The organism is Streptomyces sp. NPDC002044, from assembly GCF_040296725.1.
In the GTDB taxonomy this organism is placed as follows: Bacteria; Actinomycetota; Actinomycetes; order Streptomycetales; family Streptomycetaceae; genus Streptomyces; species Streptomyces antarcticus.
On the sequence record NZ_JBEOXU010000068.1, the window covers coordinates 1 to 14,756 of the forward strand.

Consider the following 14,756-nt stretch of genomic DNA (forward strand, 5'->3'; position numbering starts at 1 on the left):
CTGCACGAGGGGCACGCCACCCTGATCCGCACCGCCCGGGAGCAGGCCGGGCCGGACGGCCAGGTCGTCGTCACCGTCTTCGTCAACCCGCTGCACCGATTCCCAACGGGAGATTCCACGTGTCCGAATGGCTGGTCCTGGCCATCGCCATGGCGCTCGTCTGCGCCGTCGTCCTCGCCATCACCGCGATCCGGCACCGCCGGGCCGCCGATGACGAGGACACCAGCGAAACCCCCGACGTCATCGAGTACATGACGATGATGGTGGGCGTGGTCTACGCGATCGTGCTGGGTCTCGCCATCGCGGGCGTCTGGGAGGCGCGCGGCGCCGCCGAGGACAGCGTGCGCCGCGAGGCCCAGTCGCTGTACGAGGTGACCCAGCGCGCCGACGTCTATCCGGCGCCCGTACGCGACCGGATCCGCGGCGAGGTGGACGCGTACGTCTCCCACACCGTCGCGGTGGACTGGCCGCTGCTCACCTCCGGCGAGGGCGCGTCCGGCGAGGGCGCCCGGCTGCTCGGCAAGCTGCGCAGCGACGTGACCCACCAGAGCCCGGCCACCGAGCTCCAGGCACAGGCATACCAGCCGCTGCTGGACCACATCGCCGCCGCCGACGACGCCCGGCACTCGCGGACGCAGAGCGACGAGTCCACGCTGCCGGGTGTGGTGTGGTTCGGGCTGCTGGTCGGCGGCGTGGTCACGGTGGGGCTGATCTTCACCCTGCAGATCCGGCGCTCCGGGCGGGAACTGCTGCTGGCCGGGCTGTTCAGCGCGCTGATCGTGTTCCTGCTGTTCATGGTGTGGAGCTTCGACGCTCCGTACGGGCGGGACGGCATCGACTCCGCCGGGCCCTTCCAGGAGCTGTTCCCGACGCTGTCGGTGGCCGCCGCCCGCTGAAGCGCCGCCGGCCGAACCCGGTCAGCCGCGCCCGCCGGCCGGCAGCGCCGTCCGCTGCCGTACCGCCTGCACCGCCGACGAGTGCCGCAGCGCGTGGGAGATCCGCAGCAGGTCGCGCGGTCCGTCGGAGGTGTCGGGGGCCATTTCCTCACCGGCCCCGGTGACGACGTTGCCCTCGGGGTCGCCGGAGCGGGCCCGGACGGCCGCGGTGACCATGACCGCGTCGGCGACCGCGCGGGCGGTGTCCTCGTCGGCACCGTCCGCGGCGGCGCTCTCGTAGGCGCCGTCGCGCAGGCCGCGGTCGAAGTACGGTCCCAGGTTCAGGAATCCGTCGTGGATGTCCGACTCGCGCTGGATGACGCGCAGTTCGGCCGCCGCCCACCAGGACATCCGGACGGAGGGGGTGCCGTCCGGCGCGGAGATCTGTACCTCCTGCCAGAGCGCGCCGAGCCTGCGGTACGTCGTCCAGGTCTGCCAGTTGTCGGACATCCGCTGGCAGACCAGCGGGACCACGAAGCCCAGCGCGCTGATCAGCGCGCCCAGCGCGGCGAGCGGCGGGGCGACGTAGGTGCTCAGGTCGTCGAGGTCGTGGCCGAGCCAGCGGGCCACGACGGCCGACATCTTCGTGGCGTCATAGGTGAGGTTGAAGACGTAGCCGGACACGATGATCACCAGGCCGATGCGCAGCCAGCCGCGCACCTGGAGCGACCAGCGCCAGCACATCGCCACCATCACGACCGCGGCGACGTGGTGCGCCAGCAGGTAGAGCCCGATCATCTGCCGCATGTACGGGGTATTGGCGTAGTACGTGTCGAAGTCCCTCAGCCGCTCGACCGGGGCGTCCCCCAGGGCGAACAGCACGATCAGGGCCACGACGACGATGCTGTAGCCGATGATCCAGCGCCGCGACACCCGCCGGGTCCGCTCGGGCGGGCCGCCGCGCCAGTTGACGACCAGGACCAGGCACGAGGCGCTGAAGGCGGTGATCAGACAGTAGACGAGAGGGGCCGAGACGTTGCTGATCCCGGTCCAGCGGTTGACCGCCGCGATGGTGGGCGGCGCGGCGAACGTGAAGACCGCGCCGGCGAGGGTGAGCAGGGCGCAGACCGAACGCAGCAGCGGATCGCGCCAGTTGTGCCGCAGGGCCGGCAGTTTGAAGGCGAGTGCGATGGCCATCGCGGCTGCCGGTATGTAGTAGTCCTCGCCGTTCAACGGTCGTTCCTGTGCCCCCGGTATCCGAGCGAGGCCTCGATGCGGCCCGCCAGCTGATCACGCTGCGCCGGGGCCCGGTGGCCGGTCGAACCGGCCAGCCAGGTCCGGCACCTGCTGCCCAGCAGCAAGCCGAAGGTCTCCGCCTCGGTCTCCTCCTGGACATCGGCGCGCGTGCGCGCCGCGACGCGGCGAATGGTTTCGCCGATGTCCGCCTCGTCGGACAGGAGCCGGGCGGCGACGGCGGCGCCGTCGACGTGGTGGCTGCAATGGCCGGCTTTCATGTGCCACAGCTCGTGGCCCAGGATCACCAGTTGGTGGTCGGGTGCGGTGCGTTCCTCGATGACCACGAGATCGCGGTCCGCCATGTCGAGCCACAGACCGCTGGCCGTCCCCGGCGGGAACGAGGCCATCCGGAAGTCCACCCGGCGGCCGCGGTGTCTGCTCATGCCCTCGCAGAGGGCGGCGTAGAGGTCCACGGGTTCCACGGGGGCGGCGAGCCGGATGCCGGTCACCAGTTCCCCGCACAGCCGCCGCTGCTCTCTGCCTATGCTCACCGTTCTCCCCGTCGGCGCGGATCCGGATCAGGACTCAAGGATCAGACCCAGACTTTCGACTGGGTCACGATTCATTCGGTTTGACGCTTTCGAGGAGCATGTCCAGCCATTCGGTCACTTTGTCCCGGTGCTTGTCGCTGGGCAGTTGGGCGGCGCGCCAGGCGATGCCCCGTACGCCGTGGTTCTGGAGGAGTCTTGCCAGCGGATCGCCCGCCGAAGCGGCCGTGGCGGGTGCGGTTTCCCGCGCGCGCCCCGCGAAGTCCTGGAGCAGTTGCTGTTCGGTGCGCTGGAGCGCGTCGGTGAGGGCGTCCGCGTCGTGCGCGGTGAGGAATCCGGCGTGCACCCCGAAGAAGCGCTGGATCGCGTCGCAGTGCTCCATGGTGGGGCGGCGGTCCCCGTTGATCAGGGCTCCGGCCTGCTGCCGGGACATGCCCGCGCCGTCCGCGATCTCCTGCTGCGTGTAGCGGCGGCCGTTGGGCTTGACCCGGGTGCGCCGGAGCAGGTCCAGGCGCTGGAGGAAGCGGGTCTGGAGGTCGGGTTCGCCGGCGGGCCTGCCGTCGAGCAGGGTGCGGACCACGTCCGCGGGTACGCCGGAGGCTTCGGAGAGCCGGCGCAGGTCGAAGACCTGGTTCGGGTCGCGGCCCATCTTGCTCGCGAGTTCGGCAACGCGTGTGACGGTGGCGGCCAGGGGTGCGTGGGCCACCGCGACGGGAGCCGGGAAGCCGTCTGTCACCAGTGGTTCTCCTAGATCGCGCGAGGTCGGTTCGGGCACATGGTCGGCATCTGGAATCTATCCGTTCGGGCCCCGAAGGGCTAGAACGTGCCACAGCTGTGGCGGGAATGAGCTGTCGTGAGGCTGGAATTGCCACGATAGTTGACACTCGAATGAATTCGGTAGCAGGATCGCCACACGGAAATGAAGATCCAGACCGTGAGGAGGGGGAGCTCTCGGTGCTACATCTCGCAGCGGTGGGCCCGTCCGATGGCCTCGCCCGAGCCGGTGAGGAGCGCCTGGCGGGCGAGGAGTCCGCACGCGGCGCCGTGCGGTCAGAGCGACGCAAGGAGATATTGCGCCAGCGACGCGAGGAACTGGGCCTGAGCCAGGAGGATCTCGCCGCGCGGCTGCGCATCAGCGTCCGCGCGTACGGGAACTGGGAACGCGGACTGGTCAAAGAGTGGACGGACCGCAAACTGCTGGCCCTGGCAGAGGCGTTGGAGATGAGCGAGCGGCAGTGCTTCTGGCTCTTCCGCGTGATGGTCGACCGCGACCCGCCGCCCACGTGGCGCGCCGCGGAGGAGAACAGGCTGCCGGAGGATCCGGCGCAGCGCGACTACCTGTGCGATTACGCCGCACTCATGGAGTCCGTGCCCTACCCCAGCTTCCTGGTGGACCACCGCTGGGACGTCGCGCTCACCAACTCTGCCTTCGACCAGCTGTTCCAGTCCGTACGGCCGCACCCGACGGCCCTGCCGGACGACAACTTCCTGCGCTTCGTGCTGTTCCACCCGGACGCCGCCGGAGTGCTGGAGGACCACGAACCGGCCTGGTGCGTTCCGCTGCTGGCCCGGTTCGCGACCGCGCTGGCCGCGGCCCCGGAGGACGAGGGGCTGCGCAGCATCCGCCAGGAGGTGGCCCGTGACCCGTTCATGGAGGCCGCCTACCGGTACGGCGTGCCGCACTGGCTGAGCACGCACGGAGCGGACGCCGCCGAACCGGACGGGGCGGTGCGCAGCGTGCGCCATCCCGACCCCCGCCGGGGACTCGTCCGCTGCCGGATGGTGGCCGAAACCAGCCGGATGCTCGACGCGATGGGGCTGACCCGGATCACCCTGATCCTGTCCGCCCCGCAGGGCGCCCCGGCCGGTCCGGCCCTGGGCGGCGGGCTCGCGCGGCCGCCGGGCGTGCGACTGCGCGCCGTGCCGTCGCTCGGGGAGTAGCCGGCCCCGGGCAGACTGGTGTCCCCGCGGCGCGTCCGCGCGGCGGGGATGCCACGGATCGTGGCACCGGCCGCTCCACGGCCGGCGCGCGGTACGGCTACGGGTGAAGGACGGTTCGGACGTGCGGCTGACGATCCTCGGAGGAGGCGGGTTCCGGGTACCGCTCGTCTACGGCGCCCTGCTCGGCGACCACGCCGAGGGCCGGGTCTCCCACGTGACGCTCTACGACGACGACCCCGGGCGGCTCGCCGCCATGACCCGTGTCCTCGCCGGCCAGGCCGCGGCCGCCGGAGTGCCGGACGCCCCCGCCGTCACGGCGACGCGCGACCTCGACGAGGCCCTGCGCGGCGCCGGCTTCGTGTTCTCGGCCATCCGCGTCGGCGGCCTGGAGGGACGCGCCGCGGACGAGCGGGTCGCCCTGGCCGAAGGAGTGCTGGGCCAGGAGACGGTGGGCGCGGGCGGGATCGCGTACGGCCTGCGGACCGTGCCGGTGGCCCGGGAGATCGCGCGCAGGATCGCCCGCGTCGCCCCGGAGGCGTGGGTCATCAACTTCACCAACCCGGCCGGGCTGGTCACCGAGGCCATGGCGGAGGAGCTGGGCGAGCGGGTGATCGGCATCTGCGACTCGCCCGTGGGCCTCGGCCGGCGCCTCGCCCGGCTGCTCGGAGCCCGCCCGCAGGAGACCTGGATCGACTACGTCGGGCTCAACCACCTCGGCTGGGTGCGCGGGCTGCGCGTCGCCGGACGCGACGAACTGCCGCGCCTGCTGGCCGACACCGAAGCCCTGGAATCCTTCGAGGAGGGCCGGCTCTTCGGCGCCGAGTGGCTGCGCTCGCTGGGCGCCGTCCCCAACGAGTACCTGCACTACTACTACTTCAACCGTGACACCGTACGGGCCTACCAGGAGGCCAAGCAGACCCGCGGCGCCTTCCTGCGGGACCAGCAGCGCGGCTTCTACGCCGAGGCCGGCCGGACCGGGCAGAGCGCCGGAGCCGCGCTCGCCGCCTGGGACCGTACCAGGGCCGAGCGCGAGGCCACGTACATGGCCGAGAACCGCGAGGCGGCCGGCGTCGGCGAGCGCGACGACAGCGACCTGGAGTCCGGCGGCTACGAGAAGGTCGCCCTCGCCCTGATGCGGGCCATCGCCCGCGACGAGCGCGCCACGCTCATCCTCAACGTCCGCAACGGCACCACGCTCTCCGTCCTGGACGCCGAGGCCGTCATCGAGGTGCCCTGCCTGGTCGACGCGAACGGCGCCCACCCGGTCGGCGTCACCCCGCTGCCGCTCCACGCGGTCGGCCTGGTGACGGCGGTCAAGGCCGTCGAACGGGAGGTCCTGGAGGCCGCGGCGGGCGGTTCGCGGGCGGCGGCGGTGAAGGCGTTCGCCCTGCATCCCCTGGTGGACTCGGTCGGGGTGGCCAGGCGGCTCGTGGACGGGTACGCGGCGGTCCATCCGGCCCTGGCCCACCTGCGCTGACGCCCGCCCGCGGGGGAGGGGCGCGGCCTCACCCGTACGGCGGCTTGCCGCATGCGGGGCGCCGGGGGCGCTGTGAGAGTGCGAGGGTGACCACTGCCCCCGCCGCGGCCGCGGCGCCACCCGTGCTGGACCGGAGGCGTCGCAACGTCATCTTCGGCACGATCATGCTCGGCGTGCTGCTGGCGGCCCTCGACCAGACCATCGTCGGCACCGCCCTGCCCACGATCGTGGCGGACCTCGGCGGCGCGGCCCACATGTCGTGGGTGGTGACCGCCTACCTCCTCGCGGAGACCGTCGCGACGGTGCTGGTCGGCAAGTTCGGCGACCTCTTCGGCCGGAAACTGATCTTCCAGGTCTCCGCGGTCATCTTCATCACCGGCTCGTTCCTGTGCGGGCTCGCGAGCAACATGACCCTGCTCATCCTGTGGCGGGGCGTGCAGGGCATCGGCGCCGGCGGGCTGATGGTCACCTCGATGGCACTCATCGCCGACGTGGTCCCGCTGCGCGAACGCGGCAAGTACCAGGGCGCCATCGGAGCCGTCTTCGGCGTCGCGACCGTGATCGGACCGCTGCTCGGCGGACTCTTCACCGACCACCTCAGCTGGCGCTGGTGCTTCTACGTCAACGTCCCGATCGCGATCCTCGTGGTGGTCGCGGCGGCCAAGACCATCCCGTCCGTGCGCGCGGCCGGACGCCCGGTGATCGACTACCTGGGCATCGCGCTCGTCGCGACCGGCGCCAGCGCCCTGATCCTGGGCACCAGCTGGGGCGGCAACGAGTACGCGTGGGGCTCGCCCGTCATCATCGGGCTGTTCGCGGGCGGCGTCCTCGCCCTCGCCCTGTTCTGCCTGGTGGAGACCCGCGCGGCCGAACCGATGCTGCCCATGCGGCTGTTCCGCAACCCCGTCTTCTCGGTCTGCTCCGTGCTCAGCTTCGTCGTCGGCTTCGCGATGCTGGGCGCGATGACCTTCCTCCCGACGTACCTCCAGTACGTGGACGGCGACTCGGCCACCGTCTCCGGCGTACGGACCCTGCCGCTGGTCATCGGCCTGCTGATCGCCTCCGTCTTCAGCGGCAACGTCGTGAGCAAGACCGGCCGGTACCGGATCTTCCCGATCGTCGGCAGCCTCGTCATGGGCGTCGGCCTCTACCTGCTGTCCCGGATGGGCCCGCAGACCGGCGTCTGGCTGGAATCGACGTACATGTTCGTCCTCGGCGTCGGGATCGGGCTGTCCATGCAGGTCCTCACGATCGCCGTGCAGAACACCGTCGACTACGCCGACCTCGGCACCGCCACCTCGGGCGTCACCTTCTTCCGCACCCTCGGCAGTGCCTTCGGGACCGCCGTCTTCGGCACGATCTACGCCAACACCCTGGAACCCGCGCTGGAGGAGGCCGTGGCGGAGGCGGCCCGTGCCACCGGGACCGATCCGGCGCGGCTCGGCGCCGCCGCACAGAGCCCCGAAGGCGTGCACGGGCTCGACCCGGCGGCCGCCGCCCCGGTCATCGGCGCGTACACGGAGGCCCTCCAGACGGTGTTCCTGTGGACGGTGCCGGTGGCGGCGGTCGGATTCGTCGTCGCGCTCTTCCTCAAGCAGGTGCACCTGCGCGACAGCGCCCGGGCCGGATCCACCGACATGGGCGACGGCTTCGGCTCGCCGGCCACGGCCTCCGGTGACTCCGCCAAGCTGCTGGAACTGGCGGTCGGCAAGCTCGTACGGACCATGGGGCCGGACACGGCGCGCGGAATCGTCCACGCCTCCGACACCCGGCTCGACATGGCGGGCGCGTGGGTGGTCATGCAGGTCGACCTGATGACCCGCACGGTCGGGTACGCCAGCATCGGCCTGATGGCGGGACGCAGGTCACTGCCGCCGGAGGTCCTGCTCCCGGTCTTCGACCGGATGACGGAGGAGGGCTTCCTCAGCCGCGAGGGAACCTTCTTCACGCTCACCCCGGCCGGCCGGCGGGAGGCCGACGTCATCTCCGCGGCGTGGGCCGGCTGGCTCGGCGACCAGCTGGAGAAGGACCGGGGCCGGCCGCGGAGCGCGGAGCTGCGGGTCGCGGCGGACGCGATCGCCAAGCGGCTGCTGGCGGAGGACCTGGGCGACGGGAACTTCGCGCCGCGGGCGGCGCTGCGGGGGTAGCGGGGGCGGGGGTTCCGGAGCCCCGGAGCCCTGGGATTGCTTGTTCCGGAGCCGTGGGCCCCGGGGTTGCGGAACCTCGGGGCCCCGGAGGTCAGGCCGTGTCCGGGGTCCGCTGCCGGAGCGGGTAGTCGTACGCGGGCACGCGCGGCAGCGCCGTCAGCTCCGGCCGCCAGGTGCGCAGGACGGCGGCCGAGGGGGCGTAGAGAGCCGTGGGGATCTCGTCGGGGGCGAACCACCGCCAGCGGACGATCTTGTCGGGCTCGGTCACGGCAGGGACGCCCCGGGCGGTGGTGGTCACGGCTGCGGCCGTCAGCCGGGTCGTGCCGGACGCTTCGTCGATCCGGACCGCGAGCACGCGCACCCCTTCGGGGGCCACGCGCAGGTCCGTCTCCTCGGCGAGCTCCCGGGCGGCCGCCCGCTCGAAGCCCTCCCCGGGGTCGACCTTGCCGCCCGGCAGCTCCCAGCGTCCGTCGTGCGCCTGGCCGAGCAGCACCCGGCCGTCCTCGCCGACCACGACCAGGCCCACGCCGACGACGGCGTTGGGCCGCGGGGCGGCACGCTGACGGAGCGGGGAGGGGGCGGGGCCGGGGCTCTGGGGGCGCTCGGGTTGCTCAGGGTGCTCGGGGTGCTCGTCGGGGGTGCTCATGGGCGTCCTTCCGTCGGGGTGGCGGGCCTGGCCCGGACGTGCATCCGCTCGCCCTGCGGACCGAAGAGGCTGAGGAACTCGGCGGGCCGCTGACCCGCGTTGACGAAGGCGTGCGGGGTGCGGGTGTCGAACTCGGCGGCCTCGCCGGGGCCGAGGACGAGGTCGTGCTCGCCCAGCAGCAGCCGCAGGCGCCCGGAGAGCACGTACAGCCACTCGTACCCCTCGTGCACACCGAACTCGGGCTCCGGCGGCGGGCCCTCGGTGGCCGGGAGGATCTGCTTGAAGGCGTGCAGCCCGCCGAGGTTGCGGGTCAGCGGCACGTAGGTGGTCCCGTGCCGGACGAACGGCCGGGGGCGGACGCGGGGATCGCCCGTCTCCGGGGCGCCGACCAACTCGTCGAGCGCCACGCGGTGCGCCCGCGCGAGCGGGAGCAGCAGTTCCAGGGTGGGCCGTCGTCCGCCGGACTCCAGCCGGGAGAGCGTGGAGAGGGAGATCCCGGTGGTCTCGCTGAGCTGGGCCAGCGTGGTGCCGCGCTGATGGCGCAGGGCGCGCAGCCGGGGCCCCACGGCGCTGAGCACGCCCGCGAGTTCCTGGTCCTGCTCTTCGGTGGCCATGGCTCCATTTGCCGTATCGGCAACATCATTTGTCAAGCGGGCGCGCGTCGGCGCACGCTCACGGTATGGACGAAGAACACGTCGAGCCGACGGGCCGGGGCACCGGCACCGAGCAGCCGGAGCAGCCCCATCACGCCGACCACACCGGTCATGCCGATCACGCCGAGCGGTACGAAGTCGTCGTCGTGGGCGGCGGCGCCGCCGGGCTCGCCGGGGCGCTCACCCTGGTCCGCGCGCGGCGTTCGGTACTGGTCATCGACTCGGGCAGCCCCCGCAACGGGCCCGCCGCGCACCTGCACGGCTACCTCGGTCACGACGGCGCGAGCCCCGCCGAACTGCTCGCCCGGGGCCGGGCGGAGGTGGCCGGCTACGGCGGCCGGATCCGGGAGGGCACGGCCGTCGCCGCCGACCGGCTGCCCGACGGGGACTTCCTGGTCCGCTGCGGGGACGGCTCCACGGTCCGTGCCGGGCGGCTGCTGGTCGCCACCGGCCTGGCGGACGAGCTTCCGGCGCTGCCGGGACTCGGGGCGCGCTGGGGGCGGGACGTGCTGCACTGCCCGTACTGCCACGGCTGGGAGGTCCGGGACCGGCCGCTCGCGGTGCTGGCGGACGGTCCGTCGGCGGTGCGCCAGGCGGTGCTGTGGCGGCAGTGGAGCGAGCGGGTCACCCTGCTCGCGCACACCTGGCCGCCGACCGCCGAGGACCGGGAGCTGCTGGCCGCCCGGGGTGTCGAGGTCGTCGAGGGCGAGGTGACCGGCCTCGTCGTCGACGACGACCGGCTGACGGGGGTGACGCTGGCCGACGGGGGCTCCGCCGCGTGCCGGGCCCTGGTGGTGGCGCCGGTCTTCGCCGCCCGGTCCGGCGTTCTGACCAGTCTGGGGCTGTTCGCGGACCCCGTGGCGCGGGACGGCCGGGTGATCGGAACCAGTGTCGGTTCCGATCCGGTCACCGGGGCCACCGCGCTCGCGGGAGTCTGGGTCGCGGGCAACGTGGCGGCTCCGCTGGAGAAGCTCGCGGGCGCGGCCGCCCAGGGCGTGCGGGCCGCGGTGGCCATCAACACCGACCTGATCGAGGCACGGACGCGGCGGGCGCTGGTGGAGTTCCGGCGGGCGGCGCAAGACCGGCAGCCGCGGCGGCGTGGCGTGGTCGGACGTACGAACTGATGTCGGACAATCGTGCGGGTTTCGGCCCGGTGTCGTGCGTGCAGGCTTTGGGCGGTGTGATCGTCGTACGGTTCATCGACTCGAGGGGGCGCAGTGGCACATGTGCTGGTCATCGGCGGAGGGGTCGGCGGTCTGGCCACGGCCCTGCTCGCCGCGCGGCAGGGACACGACGTCGAACTCTTCGAACGTGACACCCGCGCCCCCGGCACCGCCCTCGACCGTGACTTCTTCGGCTGGCGGCGGCCGACCGTCCCCCAGGCGGGCCAGCCGCACGCACTGCTCGGCGCCGCGCGCAACGTCCTGCGGGACGACCTGCCCGACGTGTACGAGGAGATGCTTCGCCTCGGGGCCCGCGAACGCCACGAACTGGACTGGTTCGACGAGCGTCCGCCCGCGCGCCCGGGCGACGAGGACATCGTCATGCTCCAGGCCCGGCGCATCGTCCTGGAAAGCGCGCTGAGCACCTCGCTGCGCGCCGAACCGGGGGTCGTCGTGCGGTACGGGGAGCCCGTCACCGGGCTGTCGACGGCCTCCCGGGCGGCGGAGCGGGGTACGGGTCGGGGCCCGGGCCCGGGTGCCTGCGTTCGCGTGACGGGTGTGACCACCGAGGCCGGGAGCTACGCGGGGGACCTCGTCGTGGACGCGGGCGGCCGGCGCGGCGGCACCGAAGGCCGGCTCGCCGCGGCGGGCTGCCGGCCGCCGGTGGTGGAACGGCACCGCACGGGGCTCGCGTATTTCTGCCGCTGGTACCGGCTGCCCGAGGGGATGCCGGAGGGGCCGCGCCGGCCCTGGGCGGTGACGGGCGGCTCCTTCGCCGGATGCGCGGTCTTCCCCGCGGACAACGGGGTCTTCGCCGTGACGCTGTTCGTGCACACCGCCGACGCCACCCGCTCGGCCCTGCGCGATCCCGCCGTGTTCGAGGCCGCCGCCCGCGCCTTCCCGCCGGGCGGGGCCTGGCTGGAGCTGGGCGCCGAACCCCTGTCGGAGGTCCTGGCCACCGCGAGCCTGGACAACCGGTGGAGCGCGCTCGTCGACGAGCTGGGCCCCGTGGCCAGCGGACTGGTGCCGGTCGGGGACGCCATCGCGCACACCAACCCGACCCTCGGGCAGGGCACCTCGCTCGCCCTGTGGGCCGCGCGCAGGGTGGCCCGTACGGCGCACAGGGATCCGGGATCGGAGCGGTTCGCCGCCGAGCACCACGACTGGGCGGTCCGCACGCTGAAGCCGTGGTTCGACTTCCAGGTGGTCGCCGACTCGGCCATCGGGGAGCGCTTCGCCACCCGGGCCGGGCGTACGGGGACGGCGCGGGAGGTGGCCGCGCTGTTCGACTGCGCCCTGGAGGACCCGGAGGTGATGCGGGCCCGGGCCAGGGTCCGCCACCTGGCCGACCCGCCGGGGCGCGCGTACGCGAACCCGGAGATCCGGGCCCGGGTGGCGCGGTGGCTGGCGGCGCGGCCGGACTACGCGCCGAACGAGGTGGGGCCGGACCGGGCGGAGTGGGAGAAGCTCACGTCGGGGTGAGGCGGGGCGGGGGAGAGGTGAAGCGGGGTGGGGTGAGGCGGGGCGTGATGCGGCGTGGCGGGTTGGGGCGGATGCCGGGTGCGCCGGGGGCGGGGTGCGCAGGGACCGGGCCGGAAGGGGTCGCAGGTCCGTCCGCGGTCACCCGGTGGCGGCCGGCGGCGGGCCGAGCACCTCGGCGAGGTCGTAGCGGACGACCTCCTCCAGTTGCCCGTACGTACAGCTCTCCGGCAGCCGGTCGGGCCGCCACCGGCGGAACTGGGCCGTGTGCCGGAAGCGGTCGCCCTCCATGTGGTCGTACTTGACCTCGATCACCCGCTCGGGGCGCAACGGCACCCACGACAGGTCCTTCTTGCCGGTCCAGCGGCTCTGCGCGCCGGGCAACCGGGCGCTCTCGTGGGCGGATTCCTCGGCCCACGAGGCCCAGGGGTGGTCCCCGGGGTCGGGCATGCGCAGCGGTTCGAGCTCCTCGACCAGCTCGGCGCGGCGCTTCATGGGGAAGGCGGCGCAGACGCCCACATGCTGGAGGACGCCGTGGGCGTCGTGGAGGCCGAGCAGGAGCGATCCGACAATCGGACCGCTCTTGTGGAAACGGAAACCCGCGAGGACGACGTCGGCCGTACGCTCGTGCTTGATCTTGAACATGAGCCTGGCGTCGGGCCGGTAGGGGAGATCGAGGGGTTTCGCGATCACCCCGTCGAGCCCGGCGCCTTCGAACCGCTCGAACCACTCCCGCGCCAGCGCGGGGTCGGTGGTCGCGGGCGCGAGGTGAACGGGGGGCCGAGAGGTGGAGAGGGCCTGGGCGAGCGCGCTGCGGCGTTCGGTGAGGGGGGTGTCGAGGAGCGCCTCGTCATCGAGGGCGAGCAGATCGAAGGCGACGAAGGCGGCCGGTGTCGTCTCGGCGAGGAGTTTCACGCGCGAGGCGGCGGGGTGGATCCGCTCGGTCAGCCGGTCGAAGTCGAGCCGCCCGCCCTGAACGATCACGATCTCGCCGTCCACGACGCAGCGGGCGGGCAGGTTCTCCTTCAGGGCCGTCACCAGTTCGGGGAAGTACCGGGTCAGCGTCTTGCCCGTCCGGCTGCCGATCTCGACCTCGTCGCCGTCGCGGTGGACGATGGCACGGAAGCCGTCCCACTTCGCCTCGTACTGCATGCCGGGCGGAATCCTGGCCACGGACTTGGCGAGCATCGGCTTCACGGGCGGCATGACCGGCAGATCCATGCCTCCGATTGTGCGTCGGCCCGTCCGGGCCCGCCCGGTGTGCGCACCCGACCGGGCCCGCCTACCGTGGCGCTCATGGGTGCTGCCGGGAATGCGATCGAGCTGGACGCGGGCGGACGGACGGTACGCCTGTCCAGTCCGGACAAGGTGTACTTCCCGGAGCGCGGACTCACCAAGCGGGACGTGGCCGAGTACTACCTCGCGGTCGCGGACGGCATCACGCGTGCCCTGCGCGACCGGCCCACGACACTGGAGCGGTTTCCGGACGGGGTGGAGGGCGAGTCCTTCTTCCAGAAGCGGGCGCCGAAGAACCTGCCCGACTGGATTCCGACCGCGCACATCGCCTTCCCGAGCGGTCGCTCGGCCGACGAGATCTGCCCCACCGAGCCCGCCGCCGTGCTGTGGGCGGCGAACCTGGGCTGCCTCACCTTCCACCCCTGGCCGGTGCGGCGCGAGGACACCGACCGGCCCGACGAGCTGCGGATCGACCTGGATCCGCAGCCGGGCACCGACTACCACCACGCGGTGGCGGCGGCCCATGAACTACGTGCTCTGCTGGAGGAGTTGGGCCTGCGCGGCTGGCCCAAGACCTCGGGGGGCCGTGGCCTGCACGTGTTCGTGCCGATCGCTCCGCGCTGGACCTTCACCGAGGTGCGGCGGTGTGCGATCGCCCTGGGGCGTGAGCTGGAGCGCCGGATGCCGGGCAAGGTCACGACGGCCTGGTGGAAGGAGGAGCGGGGCGAGCGGATCTTCGTCGACTACAACCAGACGGCGCGCGACCGGACGATCGCCTCCGCCTACTCCGTCCGCCCCCGCCCCCACGCCCCGGTGTCGGCGCCCCTGCGCTGGGACGAGGTGGACGACGCGGAGCCCCGGGACTTCGACATCGTGACGATGCCGGCCCGCTTCGCCGAACTGGGCGACCTGCACGCGGACATGGACGAGCACGCCTTCGTCCTGGACGCCGTGCTGGAGCTCGCGGAACGCGACGAACACGACCACGGCCTGGGGGACATGCCCTACCCGCCGGACTACCCGAAGATGCCGGGGGAGCCGAAGCGCGTACAGCCGAGCCGGGCGAAGCACGAACCCTGATCAACGTGCCGCTCGGCCTCGTGGTCGGCGATCGTGCCGAGGGACAGACCTTCCAGTCCGTCCACGGAGGCGACGCTCATCGTTCGGTCGAGCACGGTCCGTCGCGTCTTGGCTGCCGCGATCCACGCGTCCGTCCGCCATTCCGCCGTCTTTCCGACCGCACGGTCTGCACCCTGTGGGGCGGCCGCTGTCAGTAGGGGATGCCATGCTCGGCGAGGGCACTGGAGGCAGTCTGCGGCCTGGGATTGATCGGTCGTTGATCAGACGTCCATCCG

The 14,756-nt window shown here is 73.0% G+C and carries 13 protein-coding genes and 1 pseudogene; 8 read left to right on the forward strand and 6 right to left on the reverse strand.

Annotation, left to right across the window (positions count from 1 at the left end):
- Together ABT106_RS18320 and ABT106_RS18325 are read left to right on the forward strand one after the other, a co-directional pair.
- A pseudogene (locus tag ABT106_RS18320) lies at positions 1-114 on the forward strand (pantoate--beta-alanine ligase); the annotation flags it as partial.
- Positions 115-119: 5 nt separating this feature from the next.
- Positions 120-896 carry a bestrophin-like domain gene (locus ABT106_RS18325; protein ID WP_351278254.1) on the forward strand — a complete coding sequence of 259 codons (777 nt, stop codon included), beginning with the start codon at positions 120-122 and terminating at the stop codon, positions 894-896.
- A 21-nt stretch (positions 897-917) separates the two neighbouring features.
- Here the strand turns inward: ABT106_RS18325 and ABT106_RS18330 are convergent, their stop codons facing one another.
- The 3 genes from ABT106_RS18330 to ABT106_RS18340 all read right to left on the reverse strand — a co-directional run bounded on the left by ABT106_RS18330 (position 918) and on the right by ABT106_RS18340 (position 3,395).
- Positions 918-2,108: an MAB_1171c family putative transporter gene (locus ABT106_RS18330; RefSeq protein ID WP_351278256.1), complete on the reverse strand. Its 1,191-nt coding sequence runs from the start codon at positions 2,106-2,108 to the stop codon at positions 918-920.
- Positions 2,105-2,662, reverse strand: a complete 558-nt coding sequence (locus ABT106_RS18335) for a toxin-antitoxin system, toxin component (RefSeq protein WP_351278258.1) — start codon at positions 2,660-2,662, stop codon at positions 2,105-2,107. The genes ABT106_RS18330 and ABT106_RS18335 overlap by 4 nt, the downstream gene beginning before the upstream one ends.
- A gap of 64 nt (positions 2,663-2,726) precedes the next feature.
- Positions 2,727-3,395: a helix-turn-helix domain-containing protein gene (locus ABT106_RS18340; RefSeq protein WP_351278261.1), complete on the reverse strand. Its 669-nt coding sequence runs from the start codon at positions 3,393-3,395 to the stop codon at positions 2,727-2,729.
- A 335-nt stretch (positions 3,396-3,730) separates the two neighbouring features.
- On the opposite strand from ABT106_RS18340, the gene ABT106_RS18345 reads away from it, so the two are divergent.
- From ABT106_RS18345 to ABT106_RS18355, 3 genes are all read left to right on the forward strand, one after another.
- Complete coding sequence (locus ABT106_RS18345) at positions 3,731-4,600, forward strand: helix-turn-helix domain-containing protein (protein WP_351278262.1); 870 nt, start codon at positions 3,731-3,733, stop codon at positions 4,598-4,600.
- A gap of 121 nt (positions 4,601-4,721) precedes the next feature.
- Positions 4,722-6,077, forward strand: a complete 1,356-nt coding sequence (locus ABT106_RS18350; protein WP_351278264.1) for a 6-phospho-beta-glucosidase — start codon at positions 4,722-4,724, stop codon at positions 6,075-6,077.
- An 86-nt stretch (positions 6,078-6,163) separates the two neighbouring features.
- Entirely contained in the window at positions 6,164-8,224 is a 2,061-nt protein-coding gene (locus ABT106_RS18355) for an MDR family MFS transporter (RefSeq protein WP_502979413.1), read from the forward strand.
- Between the two features lie 91 nt (positions 8,225-8,315).
- On the opposite strand, the gene ABT106_RS18360 is transcribed toward ABT106_RS18355, so the two are convergent.
- Positions 8,316-8,870: an NUDIX domain-containing protein gene (locus ABT106_RS18360; protein WP_351278267.1), complete on the reverse strand. Its 555-nt coding sequence runs from the start codon at positions 8,868-8,870 to the stop codon at positions 8,316-8,318.
- Positions 8,867-9,484 carry a helix-turn-helix domain-containing protein gene (locus ABT106_RS18365; RefSeq protein WP_351278269.1) on the reverse strand — a complete coding sequence of 206 codons (618 nt, stop codon included), beginning with the start codon at positions 9,482-9,484 and terminating at the stop codon, positions 8,867-8,869. Before ABT106_RS18365 ends, ABT106_RS18360 begins: the two co-directional genes overlap by 4 nt.
- Positions 9,485-9,549: 65 nt before the next feature.
- Here ABT106_RS18365 and ABT106_RS18370 point away from each other — a divergent pair, with 65 nt between their 5' ends.
- Both ABT106_RS18370 and ABT106_RS18375 read left to right on the forward strand, forming a co-directional pair.
- Complete coding sequence (locus tag ABT106_RS18370) at positions 9,550-10,647, forward strand: NAD(P)/FAD-dependent oxidoreductase (protein WP_351278272.1); 1,098 nt, start codon at positions 9,550-9,552, stop codon at positions 10,645-10,647.
- Positions 10,648-10,740: 93 nt separating this feature from the next.
- Entirely contained in the window at positions 10,741-12,168 is a 1,428-nt protein-coding gene (locus tag ABT106_RS18375) for an NAD(P)/FAD-dependent oxidoreductase (protein WP_351278275.1), read from the forward strand.
- Positions 12,169-12,306: 138 nt separating this feature from the next.
- Here the strand turns inward: ABT106_RS18375 and ABT106_RS18380 are convergent, their stop codons facing one another.
- Positions 12,307-13,386, reverse strand: a complete 1,080-nt coding sequence (locus ABT106_RS18380) for an ATP-dependent DNA ligase (RefSeq protein ID WP_351278278.1) — start codon at positions 13,384-13,386, stop codon at positions 12,307-12,309.
- A 75-nt stretch (positions 13,387-13,461) separates the two neighbouring features.
- On the opposite strand from ABT106_RS18380, the gene ligD reads away from it, so the two are divergent.
- A complete protein-coding gene (gene ligD, locus ABT106_RS18385) occupies positions 13,462-14,481 on the forward strand; it encodes a non-homologous end-joining DNA ligase (protein WP_351278281.1) in 1,020 nt (339 codons plus the stop codon).
- Positions 14,482-14,756: the final 275 nt, after the last annotated feature.